Origin of the sequence: Gordonia asplenii (genome assembly GCF_012933505.1) — a bacterium.
Lineage (GTDB): Bacteria > Actinomycetota > Actinomycetes > Mycobacteriales > Mycobacteriaceae > Gordonia > Gordonia asplenii.
Genome location: NZ_JABBNB010000006.1, coordinates 169,633 through 189,292 on the forward strand (window position 1 = coordinate 169,633; position 19,660 = coordinate 189,292).

The following is a 19,660-nucleotide window of genomic DNA, read 5'->3' on the forward strand; positions in this document are numbered from 1 at the left end:
GTGACGCACAACACCTGATACTAGCGGGGCGGCATCGACGCCTTCCGGCAACCCCCGAACGATTGCTCGGTCTGTCTTTTCGCGAATCATTTCGGCTGGTCGGTGCGGGTGGTCAGGTCGAATAGGTCGACGCGTCGCCGATCTCGGCGATCAGCCGGCCGAACTCGTCGAGGTAGCGCAGCACATCGTCGGTCATCGGCGAGTCGCCGGGATAACGGGCCGACAGCCGCAGCCCCGACGGTGTGCGGTTGACCCAGATGTAGAGCTCGTCGGGTGCGTAGGCGTGTGACCGCAGGACCGTCGCGCGCCCGGCGTCGGCCTCGCGGGCTCCCGGGGCGTAACGGGTGTCGAGAATCGACACGACGAACCGCGGTGCACCGGTGATGCCGAGCAGATCGGCGACCCGCAGGAACGGGAGCGACGCCGCCGGCTTGGTACGGCGCAATTCTTTGGCGGCCCGGGCGACGGCGTGGTCGAAGGTGGGGTCGTCGGAGGTGTCCAGCGAGAACGGCGCCAGGGCCACGAACCAGCCGAGCGAGCCGAGCCACCGTTCCTCGTGGCGCGTGTGCCGCGGCATGATGACCCGGAAGTCGTTGAGGCCCAACGCCCGACGATAGGCGACGGCGAGTGCGGCCATGATGCCGACCTGGAGGTTTCCACCGGCTTCGGCGACGACCGCGGTGAATCGGTTGGTCTGCTCGTCGTCGGCGACCTCGGCGGTCAGCGACGCCTGCGGTGTGGGTGCGGCGTCGGCGGAGGCCCGCCGAATGCCGAACGCGGGCAGTTCGGTGGCGCCCTGCAGGAACGCCGACCACACCGTCAGCGCGGGATGCGTGGCGTCGGCGGCGTCGGCGGTACGACGCTCCTGAGCGCTGAAGTCTACATAGCTGCCAACCGAAATGAGTTGTGGCGGTTCAGGATTGGGATTGACGGCGACGCGTGACATGGCCTTGTCGCGGTTGGCGCGATACAACTCGACCAATTCGTGTTGCGACATGATGAGCGAGTAGCCGTCGAGCAACGAGTGGTCGGCGGCGAACAACAGGGTGAACGTGCCCTCCCGGGCCACCGTCGCAAAGACGTACGCGGGCCATCGGGTGGGTGCCGTGGCGCGGTCGAACGAACCGGCGATCTGCTCGATCAGCAGGTCGGGTGAGGAATACCAGCCGATGCGGCCCATCTTCAACTTGACCGCACCGGGCGCGACGCTGACACGACGCAGTCCCTCCCCGGTGGATCCTTCGCCCCGGATCACCACGTGACTGCGCAGCACCTCGTGCCGGTCGATCCACTCGGTCAGCGCGGCGCGGATCGCGGGCACCGACATCGGCTCGTCGAACTCGATCGCCAAGCCCAACCACGATTCGCGGCCGCCTTCGGTGCCGGTCGCCCGATAGTGCGCGATCGCGCCGCGCAGGTGGGCCTCGTGATTATGCGAGGTCAGCCGCGAATCGCTGTGCCATTCGTCGCGCGGCGGAGTGATCGGGGTCCACTCGACCAGTGCACCGGGCGCGACGGTGTCTTCGAGGATCTGGATGAACCTCATCGGGCGCTGGGCCGGTGACGACGGACAACGGACACCTGCGCGCTCCGATCTGAGGGGGTCTGGACATGCGGGTGCGACGCCGAGGGCGCGGCGGACACTGTTCATCCAACCAGGTCGGACAATCCGGTGTGACCGTGACGTGCGTTATCGGCGTCGGACGGTGCGCCGCCGGGTGACGACGAGCAGGACCGCGGTGGTCGCCAGGACCGCGAGAACGATCCCGACGGCGGTCAGGAACGGCCCGGCCATCACGCCGAAGATCCGCACGTCTTCGTCGGCGTAGGTGACTTGGGCAACGGGGTCGTCCGTCGGGGCACGGGCGAATTCGAAGTCGGTCGTGATGGTGTCCGGACGCGCAACAGCGGTGGTGATCTTGGTCAGGTAGGCGTCGTCGATCCGGCCGGCGTAGACGGTGGTGACCGACTGCCCGGCAGCGTCGGCGTCGATGCGCTGCTGGCGATGCTCGGCGACGACGTAGGTGGTCACGTATTGCGGCGCGTCGGCCACCGCCGACATGCGCATCGGGTACACGAGGCTGCTGGAGTCGAAGGTCAGGCGGATCGGATCGAGGGGCCCGGACAGTGGCGTGGGCGACGCGAGTTTGAGCGCGACGAACGACCAGTGTTGCCCGACGTACGGGGCCAGCGCGCGGACGAGCTTGGGTTGGAGTCGGTATCCGTTGTCCGACAGCCACTTTCGGATGCCGTCGACGTCGCCGCCGGCGAGCACGGCGGCCTCGAGCGGGCCGAGGGTGACTCGTTGCACGACGGTCGGGGCGCCGGTCGACGCACCGCCGGGCGGTGCCGCGCCTGCCGTCACGCCATCGGTGTCCGACGACGGGATCCACCAATGCGTGCGGGTCTCGACGCGGGGCGCGCTGATCTCGTCGTAGCGGGTGAATGTGGCGGCGTCGCCGGCCGAGACGGTGGCCGGGGCGGGCGTGGGGACCAGCAGCGCGGCGTCGGGCGCCACCGACGTCATCGACAAGCGCATGTCGATGGTTTCGCGATCGCCGCGTTTCGACAGTATCGAAGTCTCGCTGTGCACCCGCGCGGTCGCGTCGTTGCTGGCGATCCCGCCGCATGCGCACGCCGACGCCGGGGAGGTGAGCAGCAGCGCCGGCAGGGCGAGGAGCAGCGCGACGGACAGTCGGAACAGGCGGCTGGTGACCATGGCGAACCTTCGTCGGCGGGTGCGGCTGCGGTGGATCAGTGGCCCTGCGCGGCCTGCCGCTTGATACGGGCCAGCATTCCGGCCATCCCGTTCAAGCGCAGCGGGGACACCACCGCGCCCAGACCGAGGTCGAAGTAGAAGTCGCTGGGCACCGCTGCGATCACCTCGGCGGACTGCCCGTCGAGACCCTGATGCAGAATCGCCGCGAAGCCGCGCGTCGTCGGCGATTCCTGCGGCGCGCTGAAATACACGCGCACCGCGTCGCGGTCGGCGGCGTCGACCGACAGGAATACCGGCGACTGGCATTCGGGTACCGGTTCCATCGACTCCTGGGTGAGGTGGTCGGGCAGCGGCGGGAGCTCCTCGGCGAATTCGAGGAGCAGCGTCACCTTGTCCGAATCACCAAGTGCGGCAAAGTCGTCGACGATTTCCGCGAGCTCGGGTGGCAACGACATCAGGCTTTGGCCGGGGCGTCGCCCGGCTCCTCGCCGACGGCGATCGGGACGCGCACGCGATTGCCCCACTCGGTCCACGAGCCGTCGTAGTTGCGGACCCGCTCGAAGCCGAGCAGATGCGTCAGCACGAACCAGGTGTGGCTGGAGCGCTCACCGATGCGGCAGTAGGCGATCGTGGGGGTCGCGGCGTCGAAGGCGCCGTAGATCTCGTCGAGTTCGGCGCGCGAACGGAACCGGCTGTCGGGGGCGGCCGCCTTGGCCCACGGGATGGACACCGCGGTCGGGATGTGGCCGCCGCGTAGGGCGCCTTCCTGCGGATAGTCGGGCATGTGGGTGCGCTCACCGGTGTACTCCTGCGGCGAGCGGACGTCGATCAGCGGCTGCGTGCCGAGCGAATCGAGGACCTGGTCGGCGTAGGCACGGATCAGCGCGTCATTGCGCTCGACGACGGGATAGTTCGACCGCGGGTATTCCGGAACGTCGAAGGACATGTCGCGGTCCTCGGCGACCCAGGCGTCGCGCCCGCCGTCGAGCAGGCGGACGTCGGGGTGGCCGAACAGGGTGAACACCCACAGCGCGTAGGCGGCCCACCAGTTGGACTTGTCGCCGTAGATGACGACCGTGTCGTCGCGGCTGATGCCCTTGGAGCTCATCAGCTCGGCGAACCGCGCGCCGTCGATGTAGTCGCGGGTGACCGGATCGTTGAGGTGCAGATGCCAGTCGACCTTCTGCGCGGTGGGGATGTGTCCGATGTCGTAGAGCAGCACGTCCTCGTCGGACTCGATGATCCTCAGGCCCGGGGTCCCGATGTGCGCCGACAGCCACTGCGAGGTGACCAGCCGTTCCGGGTGGGCGTAGTCGGCAAAACTCGGGTTGGGGTCGGTCTCGACGGGCACGGATGTCTCCCACATCTGCTCGGGTGAAGCTCTCGGGCTGTGAAACGTTCGGCTGGCCTGGAGCGGGTGCCCCCGGCGGAACCCCTTCAGCATACTCAGTGGGTGTGACGATTTCGGTCACGACCTATCCCGCCGCGAATTCCCGCATTCTGCGCACGAACCCATCGAAGTAAGTGGCCGTCGACGCCCGCGCCGCGGCGGTCGCCGGGATCTGGGCCGCGAGGTCGACGCCGGACTCGTAGCGGTTGATCCACATGTTCGCGTTGCGGGTGGGTCCCAGGCCGGCGAACGCCTCGGCGGCCCGCATCGCCGGGTCGTTTCGGTTGGGCATCTTGCGGAAGTCGATCGTCGAGACCATTTGCGGCGCACCGGCTTCGGGGTGGTAGCGGCCCTCTTCGGCGAGGATCGCCAGCGCGGCGTGCACCGGCAGCGTCGACAGTTCGCGCGCCTGGCGGACCGCGGCTGCCGCGGTGTGCACCAGCTCGTCGATCGGCCCGTGCGGGTCGTGAGTGAAGGCGACCGGCGCGAAATTGCACAGCCAGCCCTGCGTACGGGCCTGCGACGGGGTGCGGGTGGCCAGCACCGTCGCGGTGAAATAGGAAGTGCGGCCGGTCAATTCGTACTCGGTGGCCGCGAGGCTGGCATAGACGACCGCGGTGAAGCCGACCCCGAGGCAATCGGCCCGACGATCGACTGCGGCCGCCTGCTCCGCGGTGAGTACGTCACGATGTACCCGGGTGCCGGCGACAGGCTCGTCGTCGACCAGCCCGAGGTCGAGCGGGAACCGCGGTACTGTCCCGTCGGTGGACGCGAACAGTTTGCGCCACACGTCGATTCGCGGGTCGTCGGGCGACGCGATGGCCGCCCGGGCCTGCTCGCTCGCCACGAAGTCGAGGAAGCTGGCCGCCGGCGGCAGCGCCGGGCGGGTGGCGTCGAGACGACGACGGTAGAGCTGGACGATCTCATCGATGGCGAGCATCTGCGAATATCCGTCGCTGTGCGCGTGGTCGGAGCCGAAATAGAGGGCGAAGCCGTCGCCCCCGTCGGCGGCGCCGAACGTGAACCCCGGCATGCGGTCGTAACCGGTCGACGTCTCGATGTGCTCGACGATGTGGTCGACGAGCGCATGCCCGAGCCTGCTCGCGCCGACGTTGGCGGTGGCGAATTCGATTGCGGCGGGCGGCACGAGATAGCGGATCGGGCCGTCGTCGGTCATCTCGAAGAAACAGCGCAACTCGTCGTGGCGCCGGACGAAGTCGGTGAGCGCCTCGGCCATGGCTGAACGGTTCAGCCGCTGCGGAACCCAGGTCACGACGCCGGTGACCGCCGTATTGCGCGCCACGACTGCCGAGTCACGGTGCGCCGAAGCGTTTTCGGCAGCGGCCGCGACGATGTGGTCGACCTGCAGGAACGACGGCCCGATCGGGTGCCGGCTCGCCGTCGTGCGGACCCACTCGGGATTGTTCAGCCGCCATTCGACGAGTTCGCCACCGCGCGGAATGCCGCGGGTGAGCGGGTTCTCGACGGTGATAGCCGGGTTGGTCATCGAACGGCCTCCGTCGTCGGGCGGGGAGCGCTGGAATAGGCGGCGTCGCCGGTGGCGGCCACCTCACGCAGCACCCCGGTGAACGAAGTGATGAAGTCGCTCATCGGGTTTCCCGCCGCACCGCTGGGGAAACGCGCGGAGATGTTGGTGCCGCCCGGGACCCGGTTGATCCACAGGTAGACCTCGTCGGCCTGTGCGGTCGCGCTGCGCAGCACCCGTGCCTTACGTCGAGCCCAATGTTGAGCTCCCGCAGCTGTTCTCATGTCGATGTAGGACACGACGAACTGCGGCGCGACGTCGGTTGCGGGATCGTCGAGCACGTCGGCGACGGCCGAATACGGTGTGGGAGAGTCGTTCCGGCCACTGTCGACATTCGCTGCGACAGTGCCGATCGCCTCCAGGAACGTCTCGGCGGCGCCCGGTCGCAGGTGCACCGGCACGATGTCGACGAACCAGCCGGCCGACCCGAGCCATTCGACGCCGCTGCGGGTGTGCACCGGGTTGATCAGCCGCAGATGCGGGTCGCCGCAGTGGCGACGCGCGGCGATGGTGAGCGCGGTGTACACGCCGGCCTGCATGTTGGCTCCGGCCGCCTTGCACACCCGATGGAATCGCTCGGTCTGCTCGGCGTCGAGGATCCAGCTCGACAGGCTCGCCTGATGGCTGCTCGACGACGTGTCGTCGCCGAGCACGGGACCGGTCGCGCCGGATGACGGCATGGGGAAGGCCGGCATCCGATCAGGTTGTGCCGCTGCGGTTTCGGCGTGGGCGTCGAAGAACGCCGACCACGCGGCGACGGCGGGGTCGGCGGCGTCGGTGCGTTCGCAGCGTCGTCGCTCGGCCTCGCTGAAGTCGACATAGCTGCCGAATTCGGGCAGGTCGTCCGGCGTGCCGGTGAGCTCCGATTCGTACAGTGCGACGACCTCGTCGATCGCGAAGACCTGCGTGTAGGCGTCCATCACGGTGTGGTCGGCGGCGAAGACGAACAGAAAGCTGTCCGGGTCGTCAAGTGGTTCGACGGTGACGGCGATGCAGTGCGGCCAGCGCAGCGGCGACACCGTCGTGTCGAAGTGTTCGGTGATGTGCTCGTACACCGCGGTGCTCGACAGGTGCCGGCCGACGAGTCGATTGCTCGCGGTGACCCGCTCGGAAGCCACTGTGCGCCTGGTGAACTCACCGTCGGCGTCGGAACCGGGGGTCAACGTGCTGCGGAACACCTCGTGGCGCGCGTACCAGCGCTCCATAGTCCGGGCGAGCACGACGGCGTCGAGTGGATGCTCGATGTGGAATGCGGTGCCGATCCACTCGCTGTGCCAGTTGTCGCCCGCGGCTACCGCGCGGCGAGCGTGCGCGAGATGCGTGAGTGACAGCCGCCGCTCGTCGGCGGCCCAGGCGTCGTCGGGCGTGAGCACGGTCCATTCGGTGACCCGCCCACTGGGCAGTGGGTAGTCGCTGAGCTCGGTGTATTCCATGAGCGATCCTTTCGTGCGGAAGCGGGGGTCAGCGAGACAGTGCCCGGGAGATCACCGGCCAGCTGCTGTGGAGTTGATCCACCCAGTACGGCCAGGAGTGCGTGCCCGGACTGACGAACCGGAAGTCCGCCGGAATGTGTTGTGCGGCAAGGGCGGATTGCAGCCTGCGGGTGCAGGCCAGCGACCCGACTTCGATGGCGCCGCCGACGACGGTGCGGTCGGCGGGGTTGTCGTTGCCGGGGTAGCCGGGGGCGTCGTACCGACCCGGCAGACCGCTGCCCACCGAGATGTAGAGGTCGGTGCCGCGCAGTCCAGCGGCGTGGCGGATGACGTCGTGAGCGGCCCACCGCGGGTCGCCGATCGGGCCCCACATATTGGTGGCGTCGCCGCCGAACACCTTCACGATCGCCCGCGTGGACACCTGGCCGGTGAGGTCGGTGGCCGAATAGCATCCGCTGTAGGACGCCACCGCGCGATAGAAGCGCGGATGGCGGGCGGCGAGGACCAGAGCGGAGCCCGCACCCATGGACAGGCCCGCGATGGCGCGAGATCCGTTGCCGCCGAACCGCTCATCCAGCAGCGGGGGAAGTTCCTCGGTCAGGAAGGTCTCCCAGCGGTACCGGCCGAGAACGGGGTCGTCGGAGCGCCAGTCGGTGTAGAAGCTGCCGTTGCCGGCCAGCGGTAGCACCACGTTGACGTTCTTGCCGGCGAAGAATTTCACGATGTCGGTCTTGCGTAACCAGATGCTGTTGGTCGGGTCCTCCTCGCCGAGGCCGCTGAGCATGTACAGCGTCGGGCGCGGTGACGTCGTCGGGACGGTGGTGTGCGACGCCGGGGTGAGGATCTGCACCTTGACGGTCTTGTGCATGGCGGCCGAGTACACATACGCGGCCGACTGAGTGGGGCCCTCGGACACTATTCGTTCGATGTGTGCGACGGCGGGCGACGCCGTCGCCCCGGGTGCGGTGAGTCCGGCCAGCAGAGCACACGCGAGCGCGGCGATCCCGATGGTTCGCCGCAGCTGTGGTCGAGGCAGCATGGAAGTAGCCCTTTCAATGGGACTGAGGAATGGTCGATGCCGGATTCGGCGGGGGACTGGAGAAGTCGAGTCACCCGGTGCGGCTTTCGTGGCTCTCAGCGGAGTCGAAGCGGGGTGGTCGGCGGTGGGGCGCGACTCCTACCAGTGGGCGGGCTCGAGATCCCAGCGAGCGCACTCGGCGTCGAGCAGGGTGGCCAGATCTGCTCGCGTGGCGATCCGGGTGGGGTCGTAGGATCCCACGGCGAGCGTCGTGGTTGCCCCGGTGACGTTGAGCCAACAGGCGACGCCGCCACGCAGTTCGGCGAGCAATTGCCGACTCGCGTGTTGCGGAACGGACCGCAGCGCAACGTCTTTCACGTCTTCGCCGCCGAGGGTGGCGAACCGCGGATCGAGGTCGCCGACATTCGACGCCACCGCCAGCGGCGTCGCCGCGTCGCGGTGCAGGCGCAGCAGCACGGCGTCGGACAGGCTCTGCAGCAGTGGTTGCAGGCGTTGCAGCGGGTCCGGGTTGGCGGGTGCCCGCCGATACATCTGCTTGGCGAGCCGGCGGACGGTGGCGAGATCGCCGCGCCGGATCGCGTCGGTCGGCACGTCCAGCGGCAGGCCGGTGGTCGCGTTGGCCCGCACGTCGTCGTCGGAGCCGTCGGTGCGCGACATCGGCACGACGATGCGGACGGTGTCGTCGAAGGTGGCTCGCCCGGCCGCGACGACCAGGCCGGTGGTGAGTGCGATGAACAGCGAATTGGGTGTGCCACCGTGCGTGCGCGCGACGTCGTTCCAGTCGTCGGTCCGAAAACTCGCGATCACCAGCGGGGGAGCGGCCCGGCCGGCGCCGTCGGCCACCGGGCCGGGGCGGGGAATCGACGTCGAGGTGATGACCGGGCGCGACGCCGCCGCGCCGCTTTCCCGCCGCGTGGTGTCGCGGACGATGTCGATGAGACTTGTTGCGATGCAACCGATTTGCCCGAAAGCGTCGCGGACGTCGTCGACGCCGGACGGGACGTCCGCGGGCAGCGTCGGACCGTCGCGGCCAGGTCCGACGGCGCTGATGACGTTCGCGATACCGGCCCACGCGTCGCCGACCGCGTGACTCAGCGTCAGCACCGCCACCCCGCCGCCGCCGGCTAGAGGGACCGCGTCGAATCGCCACACCGGGCCGGTTTGCAGGTCGAACTGTGTTGCGGCGCAACGATTCAGCCAGGAGATGGTGTCGTCGTCGGCGATCGGCTCGGTGTCGTAGCCGACGATCCCGCCGGCCGGTCCGGCGTCGACCCAGGAGTCGCGCGCGAAGGGAATTCGGTTGCGCCGCACCACCCTGTTGAGTGGGGTGCGCGCGAGGCGCGCGCCGATCTCGGCGTGGCGGGCGGCGCCGAGGGGGCTGTTCAGACGCCAGACGACCTGATTGGCCAGCGGCACACCGAGGGCGCGATCCATTCGGATGAAGAGATCGTCGTCGCCGGTGACCCGGGCCGTGACGGTGGGCGCGTCACGGTCGGAAAGGAGTGTGGGAGGCGTCACGCGGCTCAGGCTACTAGTTGGTAACTTCGAGCGCCAGTTGGTCAAACGTTCAGGGACGCAAGGGATTTCAGTCATCGGATAAAGATTCCGATCGATCGATCCGAATTTCTTGATCGTGCGATCAGGTCCGCGCTCATTGATTTCGCCGCCCGTGTGTCGCGAAGATAATCAACTCATGAGGAATTCGAAGTTTTGTCCTCTGAACGGACTACGGCGGTAGTCAGAAAACGGTCTGGTCTCGCCCCAGTACGAAGCATCCCGACAAAGGCTACGCGGCGGCCGCCCGCCGGGTGAATCGATTCGTCGTCACTGGTGGGGCGGGTGGGGGTGTGTGGCTGCTGCATTCGCGGGTTGTCAGGTGAATGTTCGGCGTGGGTCCAGTCCCAACTCCCGCCGGGCATCGCCGACCGCTGAGCCTCGACAGTCCGCTAGTCGCGCCAGAGAGTCGTCACGTCGACGTCGAGCTCGCGAAGCAGCGCGGCGACGGTGGGCAGACTGATCCCCAGAACCGACGACGGGTCGCCCTCGATGCCGCGGATGAACCACCCGCCGAGGCCGTCGAGGGTGAAGGCGCCCGCGACCTCCAGCGGCTCGCCGGTGGCGACGTAGGCATCGATGCTCGCGTCGTCGACGTCGTCGAAGTGGATCACGGTCGAGTGGGCACGGTGGGCGCTGCCGACGACGTCGGGGCCGCGCATGAGGCTCACGCAATGGCCGGTGATCAACTCACCGCTGTGTCCGCGCATTCGACGCCACTGGGCGACGGCGACGTCGGGCAGATGGGGTTTGCCGGTGAGCGCGCCGTCGAAGAGCAGCATCGAATCACACGTCAGCACAATCGCTTGCGCATCGGGCGCGGGCTCCTCGGCGGCGAGTTCGGCGATGATGGCGTCGGCCTTCGCCTGTGCGAGGCGCACGACGATCTCGTCCGGGCGGGCGGTGACGAGGCGCTCGAACAGAGCGTCCTCGTCGACGTCGGAGACGACGACCCGTGGCGCCAGCCCGGCGTTGCGCAGGACCGTCAACCGCGCCGGCGACGCCGACCCAAGGATGACCTGGGGCACGGCGCCGTCGGAATCGGTGGCTGACATGGTCAGATCACCAGCGCTGATTGGAGAATCCGGTCGGAGAGGACCAGGTGGGACGCAGCCGGTCGAGCGGGTGGCCCCAATCGTCGCGGATCTGCGGTCCGGGCTCGGCTGAGCCGCCCGACGCCCCGGCGAATACGGTGACCAGCACCGCCAGATCCTCATCGGTCGGATTACCCGACACCACCCGCAACAAGGGCGCGGGTGCCTTCTCGGTGGCTGGAGTCGCGGCGTCGTCGGTCATAGCGGAATGTTCCCATGCTTCTTGGGGAGCACGTTGACGAATTTGCGTTCCAGCAGACGCAGCGCCGTCGCGATCTGTCCGCGGGTGTGGCTCGGCGGGATGACCGCGTCGACGTAGCCGCGCTCGGCGGCGACGTACGGGTTCACCAAGGTGTCCTCGTATTCCTGCTGCAGTTTCAGCCGCAGTGCGTCGACGTCCTCACCGTTGCGCTCGGCCTCCTTGATCTGGCCGCGGTAGACGAATCCGACGGCCCCCGACGCACCCATCACGGCGATCTGCGCGGTCGGCCACGCCAGGTTGACGTCGGCACCCATGTGCTTGGAACCCATGACGTCGTAGGCGCCGCCGTAGGCCTTGCGGGTGATGACGGTGACCTTGCCGACCGTCGCCTCGCCGTAGGCGTAGAGCAGCTTCGCGCCGCGGCGGATGATGCCGTTGTACTCCTGCTCGGTACCCGGCAGGAAGCCCGGGACGTCGACCAGGGTGACGATCGGGATGTTGAAGGCGTCGCAGGTGCGCACGAAGCGGGCGGCCTTCTCCGAGGCGTCGATGTCGAGGCAACCCGCGAACTGGGTGGGCTGATTGGCGACGATGCCGACGCTGCGGCCGTCGACGCGGCCGAAACCGACGATGATGTTGCGCGCGCGCTCGGCCTGAACCTCGAGGAATTCGTCGTCGTCGAGGATGCGGCGAATGACCTCGTGCATGTCGTAGGGCTGATTCGGCGAGTCCGGGATCAACGTGTCGAGTTCGAGGTCCTCGTCGTTGAGGGTCTCCTCGATCGAACCGGCGGCGGGTTGCGCGACCGGCAGGCGCGGCGGCTCGGCGCGGTTGTTGCTGGGCAGGTAACCGAGTAGTTCCTTGACGTAGTCGAGGGCGTCTTCCTCGTCGTGCGCGACGTAGTGCGCGACGCCGGAGCGCTCCATGTGGGTGTGCGCGCCACCGAGGTCTTCCATGGTGACGTCCTCGCCGGTGACGGTCTTGATGACGTCGGGGCCGGTGACGAACATCTGGCTGGTCTGATCGACCATCACCACGAAATCGGTGAGCGCGGGGGAGTAGACGTGGCCACCCGCGGCCGGGCCCATGATCAGCGAGATCTGCGGGATGACACCCGACGCGCGGACATTGCGGTGGAAGATCTCGCCGTACAGGCCGAGCGACACCACGCCCTCCTGGATGCGGGCACCCGCACCCTCGTTGATGCCGATCAGCGGACGACCGGTCTTGATGGCCAGATCCATGACCTTGACGATCTTCTCGCCGTACACCTCGCCGAGGCTGCCGCCGAAGACGGACACGTCCTGGCTGAACACACAGACCTCGCGGCCGTCGATGGTGCCGTAACCGGTGACCACACCGTCGCCGAGCGGCCGACGATCGGCCAACCCGAAGTTGGTGCTGCGATGCCGGGCGAGCGCGTCGAGCTCGACGAACGACCCCTCGTCGAGGAGGTGAGTGATGCGTTCGCGGGCGGTGAGTTTGCCCTTGGCGTGAATCTTCTCCACCGCCGCCTCACCCACCGGGTGGTGGGTTTCTTCGAGGCGGTTGCGCAGATCAGCGAGTTTGCCTGCTGTGGTGTGGATGTCCGGAGCACCGGCATCGTCGCGAGAAGCTGTGGTCATGAACACCGATGCTAGCGATCGCTCGGTATGGTTCGTCAACCGGCCCAATATGACGATCTCCTCACATTTTGCTGTGACGTGCGCTACCTCCGGGTTCGTCCGCGCCGTAGGCTTGCAGACCATGACCGACTCGAGCGCAGCGCATCTTCAGACTCAACTCACCGATCGGATGCGGGGGAGCCGCTGGAGCCGGATCGAAGTCGTCGAATCGATCGGCTCGACCAATGCCGACCTGGTCGCGCGCGCCTCTGGTGATCCTGCGGCGGTCGCCGGACACGTATTGATCGCGCTGGAACAGACCGCGGGCCGCGGCCGGCACACGCGGGCATGGGAGTCGCCGGCGGGCGCACAGCTCGCGATGTCGGTGGCCGTCGGTGTGCCACGCCCGACCGCCGCACTCGGCTGGTTGTCGTTGCTCGCGGGCATCGCGGTGAGCGCCGCCATCGAAGAAGTGTGCGAACCGTTGCGCCAGACCCCCGGTCAGGTGAATCTCAAGTGGCCCAACGACGTTCTCATCGACGACCGCAAGGTCGCGGGCATTCTCGCCGAGTTCGTCGCGGCTGGCGCGGGTGACGGGCAGGCCGCGGGTTCGGGCACGGCGGTCATCGGACTGGGCATCAACACCGCGATGACCGAAGAGCAGTTCCCGGTGCCGACGGCGACGTCGTTGTCGGTGGCGGCGGGACAGTCCGTCGATCATGCCGACCTCGCCGTGGCGGTGTTGACGAGCCTCGACGATCTGCTGACCCTGTGGCCCGACCGTCTGCCCGACATCGCGACCCGCTACCGCGCGCAGAGTGGAACCCTGGGCTCGCAGGTGAAGCTGATCCTGCCGGGTGACAAGGAGATCGTCGGCGTCGCCGAGGAGATCGACGCCGCCGGGCGGATCGTCGTGAACACCGGCAGCGAGAAGGTCGTCGCCGCTGCGGGCGACGTCACTCACCTGCGCTGACTGCCGCTGGAACTATTGCGGCGCTGGAGACTAGGCGCTGGCGACTAGGCGCTGGAGACTTTTAGGGCTGGAACGACTACGGCTGGAAGCTCTTGCGGCCGACGGTCGGGATGAGGGTGAGGATCGGCAGGCCGATCACCAGGTGAATGAGCGCCGTCGCGATGCTGACCTCCCAGCCCTGTGACAGCAACAGCGGAATGATGACCGCGGCGGCGATCAGCAGCCCGACGGTCCAGCCGAAGAACTGGTCGGGCGAGGGCGTGACTATCTGCAGGACGTACCACAATGCGGCGGCGGCGAGGGCGCACACGAATGCCGCCACCGCGAACCAGTATTCGTCCTGAGCCATCGGATTCCACACGCCCAGCTCGCCGGTCGCGTTGATCTTCTCCACCACGGTCCGCAGGATCCATGCGGCCAACCACGCCGCGAGCGCGGTGACCACACCCGTCATCACCACACCACCGATGAACAGGGTGGTGTTGATGCGCGGTGCCGCGGGTCTGTTCGACGGCGGGCGGGGTTGCTGGTAGGGCAGCGGGTAGCCGGGGTCAGCGGCGCTGTAGGCCTGCGACGGCGGGTAACTGTCGTAGCGCGCGGTCTGATCCTGACGGTACCGATCGTGACCGTACTGATCTCTTCCGTACTGGTCGCGACCGTAGGGGTCGTTCGGGTACTGGTTGCTCATCGCGGTGGGATCTCCTCGGCGTCGCCCATGATCGACCATCCACTCTACTCAGGCACTGCCCGACGACCACCTCCGCAGGTTTCGAGCTGATCGCGACGGCACCCTCGCTGGTTGAGCCGACCCCCCGCTGGTTGAGCCGACACCCCCGCTGGTTGAGCCGGGTTGAGCGATAGCGTAGGCCCGTGTCGAAACCACACCGACGCAACGAATTCGGCGAGTCCACGGTGACGTGTTGCGCGAACCCGGTGTCATTCGGTGATTTCGACTCGCTGCGCTCGCTCAATCCGCAGGGGGCGTGCTGCGCTCGCTCAATCCATGGACCGACAACCGGTCCCATGCATTGCCTATGCTGATCACATGGCCTATCCCCGCGAGAACCTCGCGCCCGACGAGCGGATCGTGCTGCATCGACACCCGCACTGGAAGAGTCTGCTCGGTCCCTTCCTGCTGTTCCTGCTCGTCACGCTGATCGCGGGAGTGCTCGCCGGCATGGTCGGCCAGACACAATTCCCCTCCGGGGTGAAATTCTGGCTGCTCGTGGTCATCGGAGTACTCTGGCTGCTCGTCTTTCTATGGTTCTTCGTTCGTCCGTTGACCCGTTGGAAGACAACGCATTTCGTGCTCACCGACCGTCGGGTCATCTATCGGTCGGGCGTCTTCACCCGGTCCGGCATCGACATCCCGATCCGTCGCATCAATACCGTCGAGTTCCGCCACGGAGTCATCGACCGCATTCTGCGGACCGGTACCTTGGTCATCGAATCCGCGTCCGACGACCCGCTGCTGTTCCACGCCATCCCGCAGGTCGAGCGGGTACACGCACTGCTCTATCACGAGGTGCTCGACGCACAGGACGACGAGGACTACCCGACCGGACGCGGGGACCGCAGAGAGGGGCATCGTCGATGACGGCCGTACTACTCGCCGAGGACGACTCGGCCATCGCCGAACCGCTCGCACGCGCGTTGACCCGCGAGGGATATGGCTGCGAAGTGGTCACCAACGGGGTCGACGCCCTGGCCGGAGCGCTCAACGGCGGATTCGAGCTGCTGGTCCTCGACCTCGGCCTGCCGCAGATGGACGGGCTCGAAGTCTGTCGACGAGTGCGTGTCGAACGCCCCGACCTCGCCGTCCTGATGCTCACCGCGCGGACCGACGAAGTGGACTTCGTCGTCGGCCTCGACGCCGGCGCCGACGACTACGTCGGCAAGCCCTTCCGCCTGGCCGAACTGCTCGCGCGGGTGCGGGCGCTGCTGCGTCGCCACCCCACCGCCGACGACGACGTGCTCGAAGGCGGCAACATCTCGCTCGACGCGCGGGCCCGCCGCGTCCTCGTCGACGGCAAGGATCTGGTCCTGGCCAACCGCGAATTCGACCTGCTGCGGTTCCTGATGGAACGGCCCGGCGAGGTGGTCAGCCGCGAGGACATCGTCCGCGAAGTGTGGGGCTCGGCCGATCTGCGCTCGTCGAAGACCCTGGACATGCACATCTCGTGGGTGCGGCGAAAGATCGGCGACGACTCCGGCGACCGGCCCCGGCATATCGTGACCGTGCGCGGCGTCGGCTTCCGCTTTGATCCGTAAGATCTCGTCGATGCGCCAGCGCATCCTGACGTCGATGATCGCTATGGTGGCCAGCGTCGGCGTGCTGCTGGGCATCCCGTTGATGGTGATCGCGTGGTGGTGGGTCTCCGATCACGCCCATCAAGACCTCGAAGGCCGGCTCAAGCGGGCGTCGGTGCTGCTGATCCAGCACGAGGACTCCGATCAGGAACATGCGCACGATGCAAGCGAGCTGGCCCGGTCCGACCCGGCCTTCCGATTGCTCGTACCCGACGACGGGTACCTGGTCATGAGTCACCCCGCGGTCGGCAATGTCGCCGGGCGAGCGCCGGAAGTACTCGTCGGCAACCCGATTCCCGCTCCGACGTTCTCCGACAGCATCGACCTCGGCGACCTCGGTGTGCTGCGGATGTCGATTCCGCGCAACTCGGTGCGCGACGACCAGTGGGCGGCGATCGGAATCGTCGCGATGATGGTCGTCGCGTCGGTCGCGGTGACGACCGTGGTGGCCGCGATCACCGCGAGCCGCCTTGCCGACCCGGTCATCGACCTGGCCAATCGTGCGGGCGCGATGGCCAAGGGCGATTTCCGGTCCGAATGGCGAACCTACGGCATCGCCGAACTGGACCGGCTCTCGACGGCGCTGGGCGATGCCAACAGCGAGATCGCCGACCGGTGGGAGCGGGAGGGCGAGATCGTCGGCGAGGTGTCGCATCAGCTCCGCAGTCGGCTCACCGCCATCCAACTGCGCCTCGACGAGCTGTCGATGCACCCCGACCCCGACGTCGTCGTCGAAGCCGAAGCCGCGGCCGCGCAGGTGGACCGGCTGTCGAAGGATCTCGATGAAATGGTCGCGGCGTCGCGTGAGTCGCCGGATGCGCCCGCCATCCCGATCGATGTGAGCAGGCTCGTCGCGACGCTGCGCGAGGACTTCGAGCACGCCTACGACGCGCAGGACCGCCGGATCGTCGTGCGGGTTCCGGCCGATGCGACGGCGTGGAGTTCGCAGCCGTCGAGGCTGCGGGAGGCGATGTCGGTGCTGCTCGACAATGCGCTGCAACACGGTTCGGGGACGTGCACGATCAGCGCCGCCGGCTTGGTGTCGGCGTCGATGCTGCGGATCACCGTCGGCGACGAGGGACGCGGGGTGCCCGACGAACTGGTGACGCAGATCTTCCGTCGCGGGTTCACCGGCGGGCGGGGCAGCGGCGTCGGTTTGGCCCTGGCCCGTGCCCTCATCGAAGCCGACGGCGGGCGCCTGGACCTGGTGTCACGCCACCCGACGGTGTTCGCGATCGTCGTGCCCGCCGGACCGCCGGAGGGCGCCGAGATCAAGCGTGACCGAGCTCCTCATCGATGAGTTCGTCGAAGGTCGCGCGCAGGTCGGTCGACCCGGCGTCGCCGCCGCGCAGCTGCTCCTCGGGAAAGGCGAACTTGCGCAGCGCCCAGAAGCGGAAGGCCATCTGCAGCAGGTTGCCGATGATGTAATTCAGGCCGAAGTCGATGATCAGCAGTTCGATGCCGGCGATGTTCTGCCGCATCATGAACACGTTGTTGGCCAGCCACAGCGGCGCGGCCGACAGGAGCACGCCGATCCCGCTGATCGCGAAGAACAGCAATGCCTCGTGGTGTCGTTCCCGGCCGCCGCGGTTCTTGAACGACCACTCGCGGTTGAGGATGTAGCTGAGAATCGTCGCGATGACGCCCGAGATGATCTTCGCCATCACCGGCTTGCTCTCCAGGATGGAGAAGGTCAACGCGTAGTAGATCACCATGTCGACGATGAACGTGGTGCCGCCGACGAGCGCGAACTTGATGAGTTCGTGATGCCGCAGAACCTGACGACGAATCGGTTCGGGTAGGGCGGAGACAACGTCGTCGATCAAGGGCACAAGGGTCAAGTGTACGAAACTCGACCGCCGAGTAACTTAGTCGGGCGCGAATGTAAGCAAGGTCGCAGGTGAGGTGACTGGCGCTCAGCGGTGTCGGTAGGGCGTGACAGACTGGTCGCCGTGAGTGAGAACATGCCGACCGTGACGATGATCGGTGGTGGCCAGCTGGCGCGAATGACGCATCAGGCCGCCATCGCGCTGGGGCAGTGCCTGCGCGTCCTGGCCGCGTCTGACGCCGACCCGGCGGCCCAGGTCAGCGCCGACGTCGTGATCGGGTCGCACAACGATCTCGACGCCCTGCGTGAAGCGGCGGCCGGTGCGGTGGCGCTGACGTTCGACCACGAGGGCGTTCCGCTGGAGCACCTGCGCGCGCTGGAGGCCGACGGCGTCAATGTGGCGCCGCCGTCGAAGGCTCTCGAGTTCGCGCAGGACAAAATGGCGATGCGAGTCCGACTCTCCGAATTGGGACTGCCGGTGCCGGCCTTCGTCGACCTCGCCGGCGACCGTGCGGCCGCGCGGGACCGATTCATCACCTTCGGTGACGACAACGGATGGGCGGTCGTCCTCAAAGCGGTGCGCGGCGGCTACGACGGACGCGGCGTCTGGATCATCGACGACCGCGACGCCGGACTGGCGGCCTTCGACGCCGCGGCCGCCGACGCGTCGACGATCCTGATGGCAGAACAGAAGGTGCCGATGCGCCGTGAACTGTCGGCGATGATCGGCCGCTCGCCGTTCGGACAGGGCGCGGCGTGGCCCGTCGTCGAGACCGTGCAGCGGCACGGACAGTGTGCGGTCGTGCTCGCGCCTGCCCCGGACCTGCCCGCCGAGACCGCCGAGACCGCACAGCAGATGGCGTTGTCGCTGGCCGCCGAACTCGGCGTCGTCGGGGTGATGGCGATGGAGTTGTTCGAGACGTTCGACGGCGACCTGCTCGTCAACGAGTTGGCGATGCGCCCGCACAACAGCGGGCACTGGACCATGGACGGTGCGGTGACCTCCCAGTTCGAGCAGCACCTGCGGGCTGTCCTCGACTATCCGCTCGGCGACACCGCGGCGCGCTCCGAGGTGGTGGTGATGGCGAACATCCTCGGCGCGCAGCAGTCGCCTGCGATGTCGATGGACGAGCGGTTGCATCACCTGCTCGCCCGGATGCCCGACGCCAAGGTGCATCTGTACGGCAAGGGGGAGCGGCCGGAGCGCAAGATCGGGCACGTCAACGTCGTCGGGCGGCCCGGGGAGGATGTCGTCTCGGTGCGCGAGCGTGCCGAGCGTGCGGCCACCTGGATGTCGCAAGGCGTGTGGACCGACGGCTGGGACCCGCACGGTGACGATGTGGACACGGCCGGCAGCGGTCGACGATCGAGATGAGTGAGATGACACAGAACACTGGACCAGAACTCGAAACCGACGCTCCCGCAGGCGCATTGACCGCGGGCGACGCTGCGGCGTCGGCGGCGGTCGCGCTCCCGCGTGTCGGGCTGATCATGGGCAGTGACTCGGACTGGCCGACGATGCAGGCGGCCGCCGAGGCACTCGCCGAATTCGGAGTGCCCTTCGAGGTCGGTGTGGTCTCCGCGCACCGTACTCCGCAGCGGATGCTTGACTACGCGAAAGGTGCTGCGGCGCGCGGCATCTCGGTGATCATCGCGGGTGCCGGCGGTGCCGCGCACCTGCCCGGCATGGTGGCGTCGGCGACGCCGCTGCCGGTGATCGGTGTGCCGGTGCCGCTGAAGTTCCTCGACGGCATGGACTCACTGCTGTCGATCGTGCAGATGCCCGCCGGTGTGCCGGTGGCCACCGTGTCGATCGGCGGTGCTCGCAACGCCGGTCTGCTGGCGGTCCGCATCCTCGCCGCCGCCGATCCGAACCTGCAGGCACGGATGACCGACTTCCAGCGCGATCTGGAAACCATGGTTCTCGACAAGGACGAGTCGCTGCGCCGAAAGTTGTTGGAGGACTGA

General features: G+C 67.8%; 19 protein-coding genes. 6 read left to right on the plus strand and 13 right to left on the minus strand.

The window, feature by feature from the left end; genetic code table 11:
• Positions 1–112 precede the first annotated feature (112 nt).
• The 11 genes from HH308_RS07805 to HH308_RS07855 all read right to left on the minus strand — a co-directional run bounded on the left by HH308_RS07805 (position 113) and on the right by HH308_RS07855 (position 12,641).
• Positions 113–1,546, minus strand: coding sequence for a condensation domain-containing protein (locus HH308_RS07805; RefSeq protein WP_170193621.1), 1,434 nt, complete (start codon positions 1,544–1,546; stop codon positions 113–115).
• 144 nt (positions 1,547–1,690) lie between these two features.
• Positions 1,691–2,719, minus strand: a complete 1,029-nt coding sequence (locus HH308_RS07810) for a DUF2330 domain-containing protein (RefSeq protein ID WP_170193622.1) — start codon at positions 2,717–2,719, stop codon at positions 1,691–1,693.
• A gap of 35 nt (positions 2,720–2,754) precedes the next feature.
• On the minus strand, positions 2,755–3,174 hold the full coding sequence (locus HH308_RS07815) for a SufE family protein (RefSeq protein ID WP_170193623.1): 420 nt from the start codon (positions 3,172–3,174) through the stop codon (positions 2,755–2,757).
• On the minus strand, positions 3,174–4,070 hold the full coding sequence (locus tag HH308_RS07820) for a sulfurtransferase (protein WP_170193624.1): 897 nt from the start codon (positions 4,068–4,070) through the stop codon (positions 3,174–3,176). Before HH308_RS07820 ends, HH308_RS07815 begins: the two co-directional genes overlap by 1 nt.
• Before the next feature lie 124 nt (positions 4,071–4,194).
• The gene (locus tag HH308_RS07825) at positions 4,195–5,616 is read right to left on the minus strand and encodes a condensation domain-containing protein (RefSeq protein ID WP_170193625.1); all 1,422 of its coding nucleotides are present in this window, start codon (positions 5,614–5,616) and stop codon (positions 4,195–4,197) included.
• Positions 5,613–7,088 carry a condensation domain-containing protein gene (locus HH308_RS07830; protein WP_170193626.1) on the minus strand — a complete coding sequence of 492 codons (1,476 nt, stop codon included), beginning with the start codon at positions 7,086–7,088 and terminating at the stop codon, positions 5,613–5,615. Before HH308_RS07830 ends, HH308_RS07825 begins: the two co-directional genes overlap by 4 nt.
• A 28-nt stretch (positions 7,089–7,116) precedes the next feature.
• Positions 7,117–8,127, minus strand: a complete 1,011-nt coding sequence (locus HH308_RS07835; protein WP_170193627.1) for an alpha/beta hydrolase — start codon at positions 8,125–8,127, stop codon at positions 7,117–7,119.
• Between the two features lie 138 nt (positions 8,128–8,265).
• Positions 8,266–9,645, minus strand: coding sequence for a hypothetical protein (locus HH308_RS07840; RefSeq protein WP_170193628.1), 1,380 nt, complete (start codon positions 9,643–9,645; stop codon positions 8,266–8,268).
• Positions 9,646–10,073: 428 nt separating this feature from the next.
• Positions 10,074–10,736 carry a Maf family protein gene (locus HH308_RS07845; protein WP_170193629.1) on the minus strand — a complete coding sequence of 221 codons (663 nt, stop codon included), beginning with the start codon at positions 10,734–10,736 and terminating at the stop codon, positions 10,074–10,076.
• A gap of 7 nt (positions 10,737–10,743) precedes the next feature.
• A complete protein-coding gene (locus HH308_RS07850; RefSeq protein ID WP_170193630.1) occupies positions 10,744–10,977 on the minus strand; it encodes an acyl-CoA carboxylase subunit epsilon in 234 nt (77 codons plus the stop codon).
• Entirely contained in the window at positions 10,974–12,641 is a 1,668-nt protein-coding gene (locus tag HH308_RS07855) for an acyl-CoA carboxylase subunit beta (RefSeq protein WP_376767187.1), read from the minus strand. Before HH308_RS07855 ends, HH308_RS07850 begins: the two co-directional genes overlap by 4 nt.
• A gap of 82 nt (positions 12,642–12,723) precedes the next feature.
• Here HH308_RS07855 and HH308_RS07860 point away from each other — a divergent pair, with 82 nt between their 5' ends.
• A complete protein-coding gene (locus HH308_RS07860; RefSeq protein ID WP_170193632.1) occupies positions 12,724–13,554 on the plus strand; it encodes a biotin--[acetyl-CoA-carboxylase] ligase in 831 nt (276 codons plus the stop codon).
• Positions 13,555–13,630: 76 nt separating this feature from the next.
• Here the strand turns inward: HH308_RS07860 and HH308_RS07865 are convergent, their stop codons facing one another.
• Positions 13,631–14,242, minus strand: coding sequence for a DUF6069 family protein (locus tag HH308_RS07865; protein ID WP_170193633.1), 612 nt, complete (start codon positions 14,240–14,242; stop codon positions 13,631–13,633).
• 357 nt (positions 14,243–14,599) lie between these two features.
• On the opposite strand from HH308_RS07865, the gene HH308_RS07870 reads away from it, so the two are divergent.
• The 3 genes from HH308_RS07870 to HH308_RS07880 are packed head-to-tail and all read left to right on the plus strand — an operon-like array spanning position 14,600 to position 17,164.
• On the plus strand, positions 14,600–15,151 hold the full coding sequence (locus HH308_RS07870; protein WP_170193634.1) for a PH domain-containing protein: 552 nt from the start codon (positions 14,600–14,602) through the stop codon (positions 15,149–15,151).
• Positions 15,148–15,825, plus strand: a complete 678-nt coding sequence (locus HH308_RS07875) for a response regulator transcription factor (RefSeq protein ID WP_170193635.1) — start codon at positions 15,148–15,150, stop codon at positions 15,823–15,825. The genes HH308_RS07870 and HH308_RS07875 overlap by 4 nt, the downstream gene beginning before the upstream one ends.
• A gap of 10 nt (positions 15,826–15,835) precedes the next feature.
• On the plus strand, positions 15,836–17,164 hold the full coding sequence (locus HH308_RS07880; protein WP_170193636.1) for a sensor histidine kinase: 1,329 nt from the start codon (positions 15,836–15,838) through the stop codon (positions 17,162–17,164).
• Here HH308_RS07880 and HH308_RS07885 read toward each other — a convergent pair.
• A complete protein-coding gene (locus HH308_RS07885; protein ID WP_170193637.1) occupies positions 17,136–17,696 on the minus strand; it encodes a GtrA family protein in 561 nt (186 codons plus the stop codon). The genes HH308_RS07880 and HH308_RS07885 overlap by 29 nt on opposite strands.
• 120 nt (positions 17,697–17,816) lie before the next feature.
• Here HH308_RS07885 and HH308_RS07890 point away from each other — a divergent pair, with 120 nt between their 5' ends.
• Both HH308_RS07890 and purE read left to right on the plus strand, forming a co-directional pair.
• Complete coding sequence (locus tag HH308_RS07890) at positions 17,817–19,067, plus strand: 5-(carboxyamino)imidazole ribonucleotide synthase (protein WP_312870457.1); 1,251 nt, start codon at positions 17,817–17,819, stop codon at positions 19,065–19,067.
• Positions 19,064–19,660: a 5-(carboxyamino)imidazole ribonucleotide mutase gene (gene purE / locus HH308_RS07895; RefSeq protein WP_281362944.1), complete on the plus strand. Its 597-nt coding sequence runs from the start codon at positions 19,064–19,066 to the stop codon at positions 19,658–19,660. Before HH308_RS07890 ends, purE begins: the two co-directional genes overlap by 4 nt.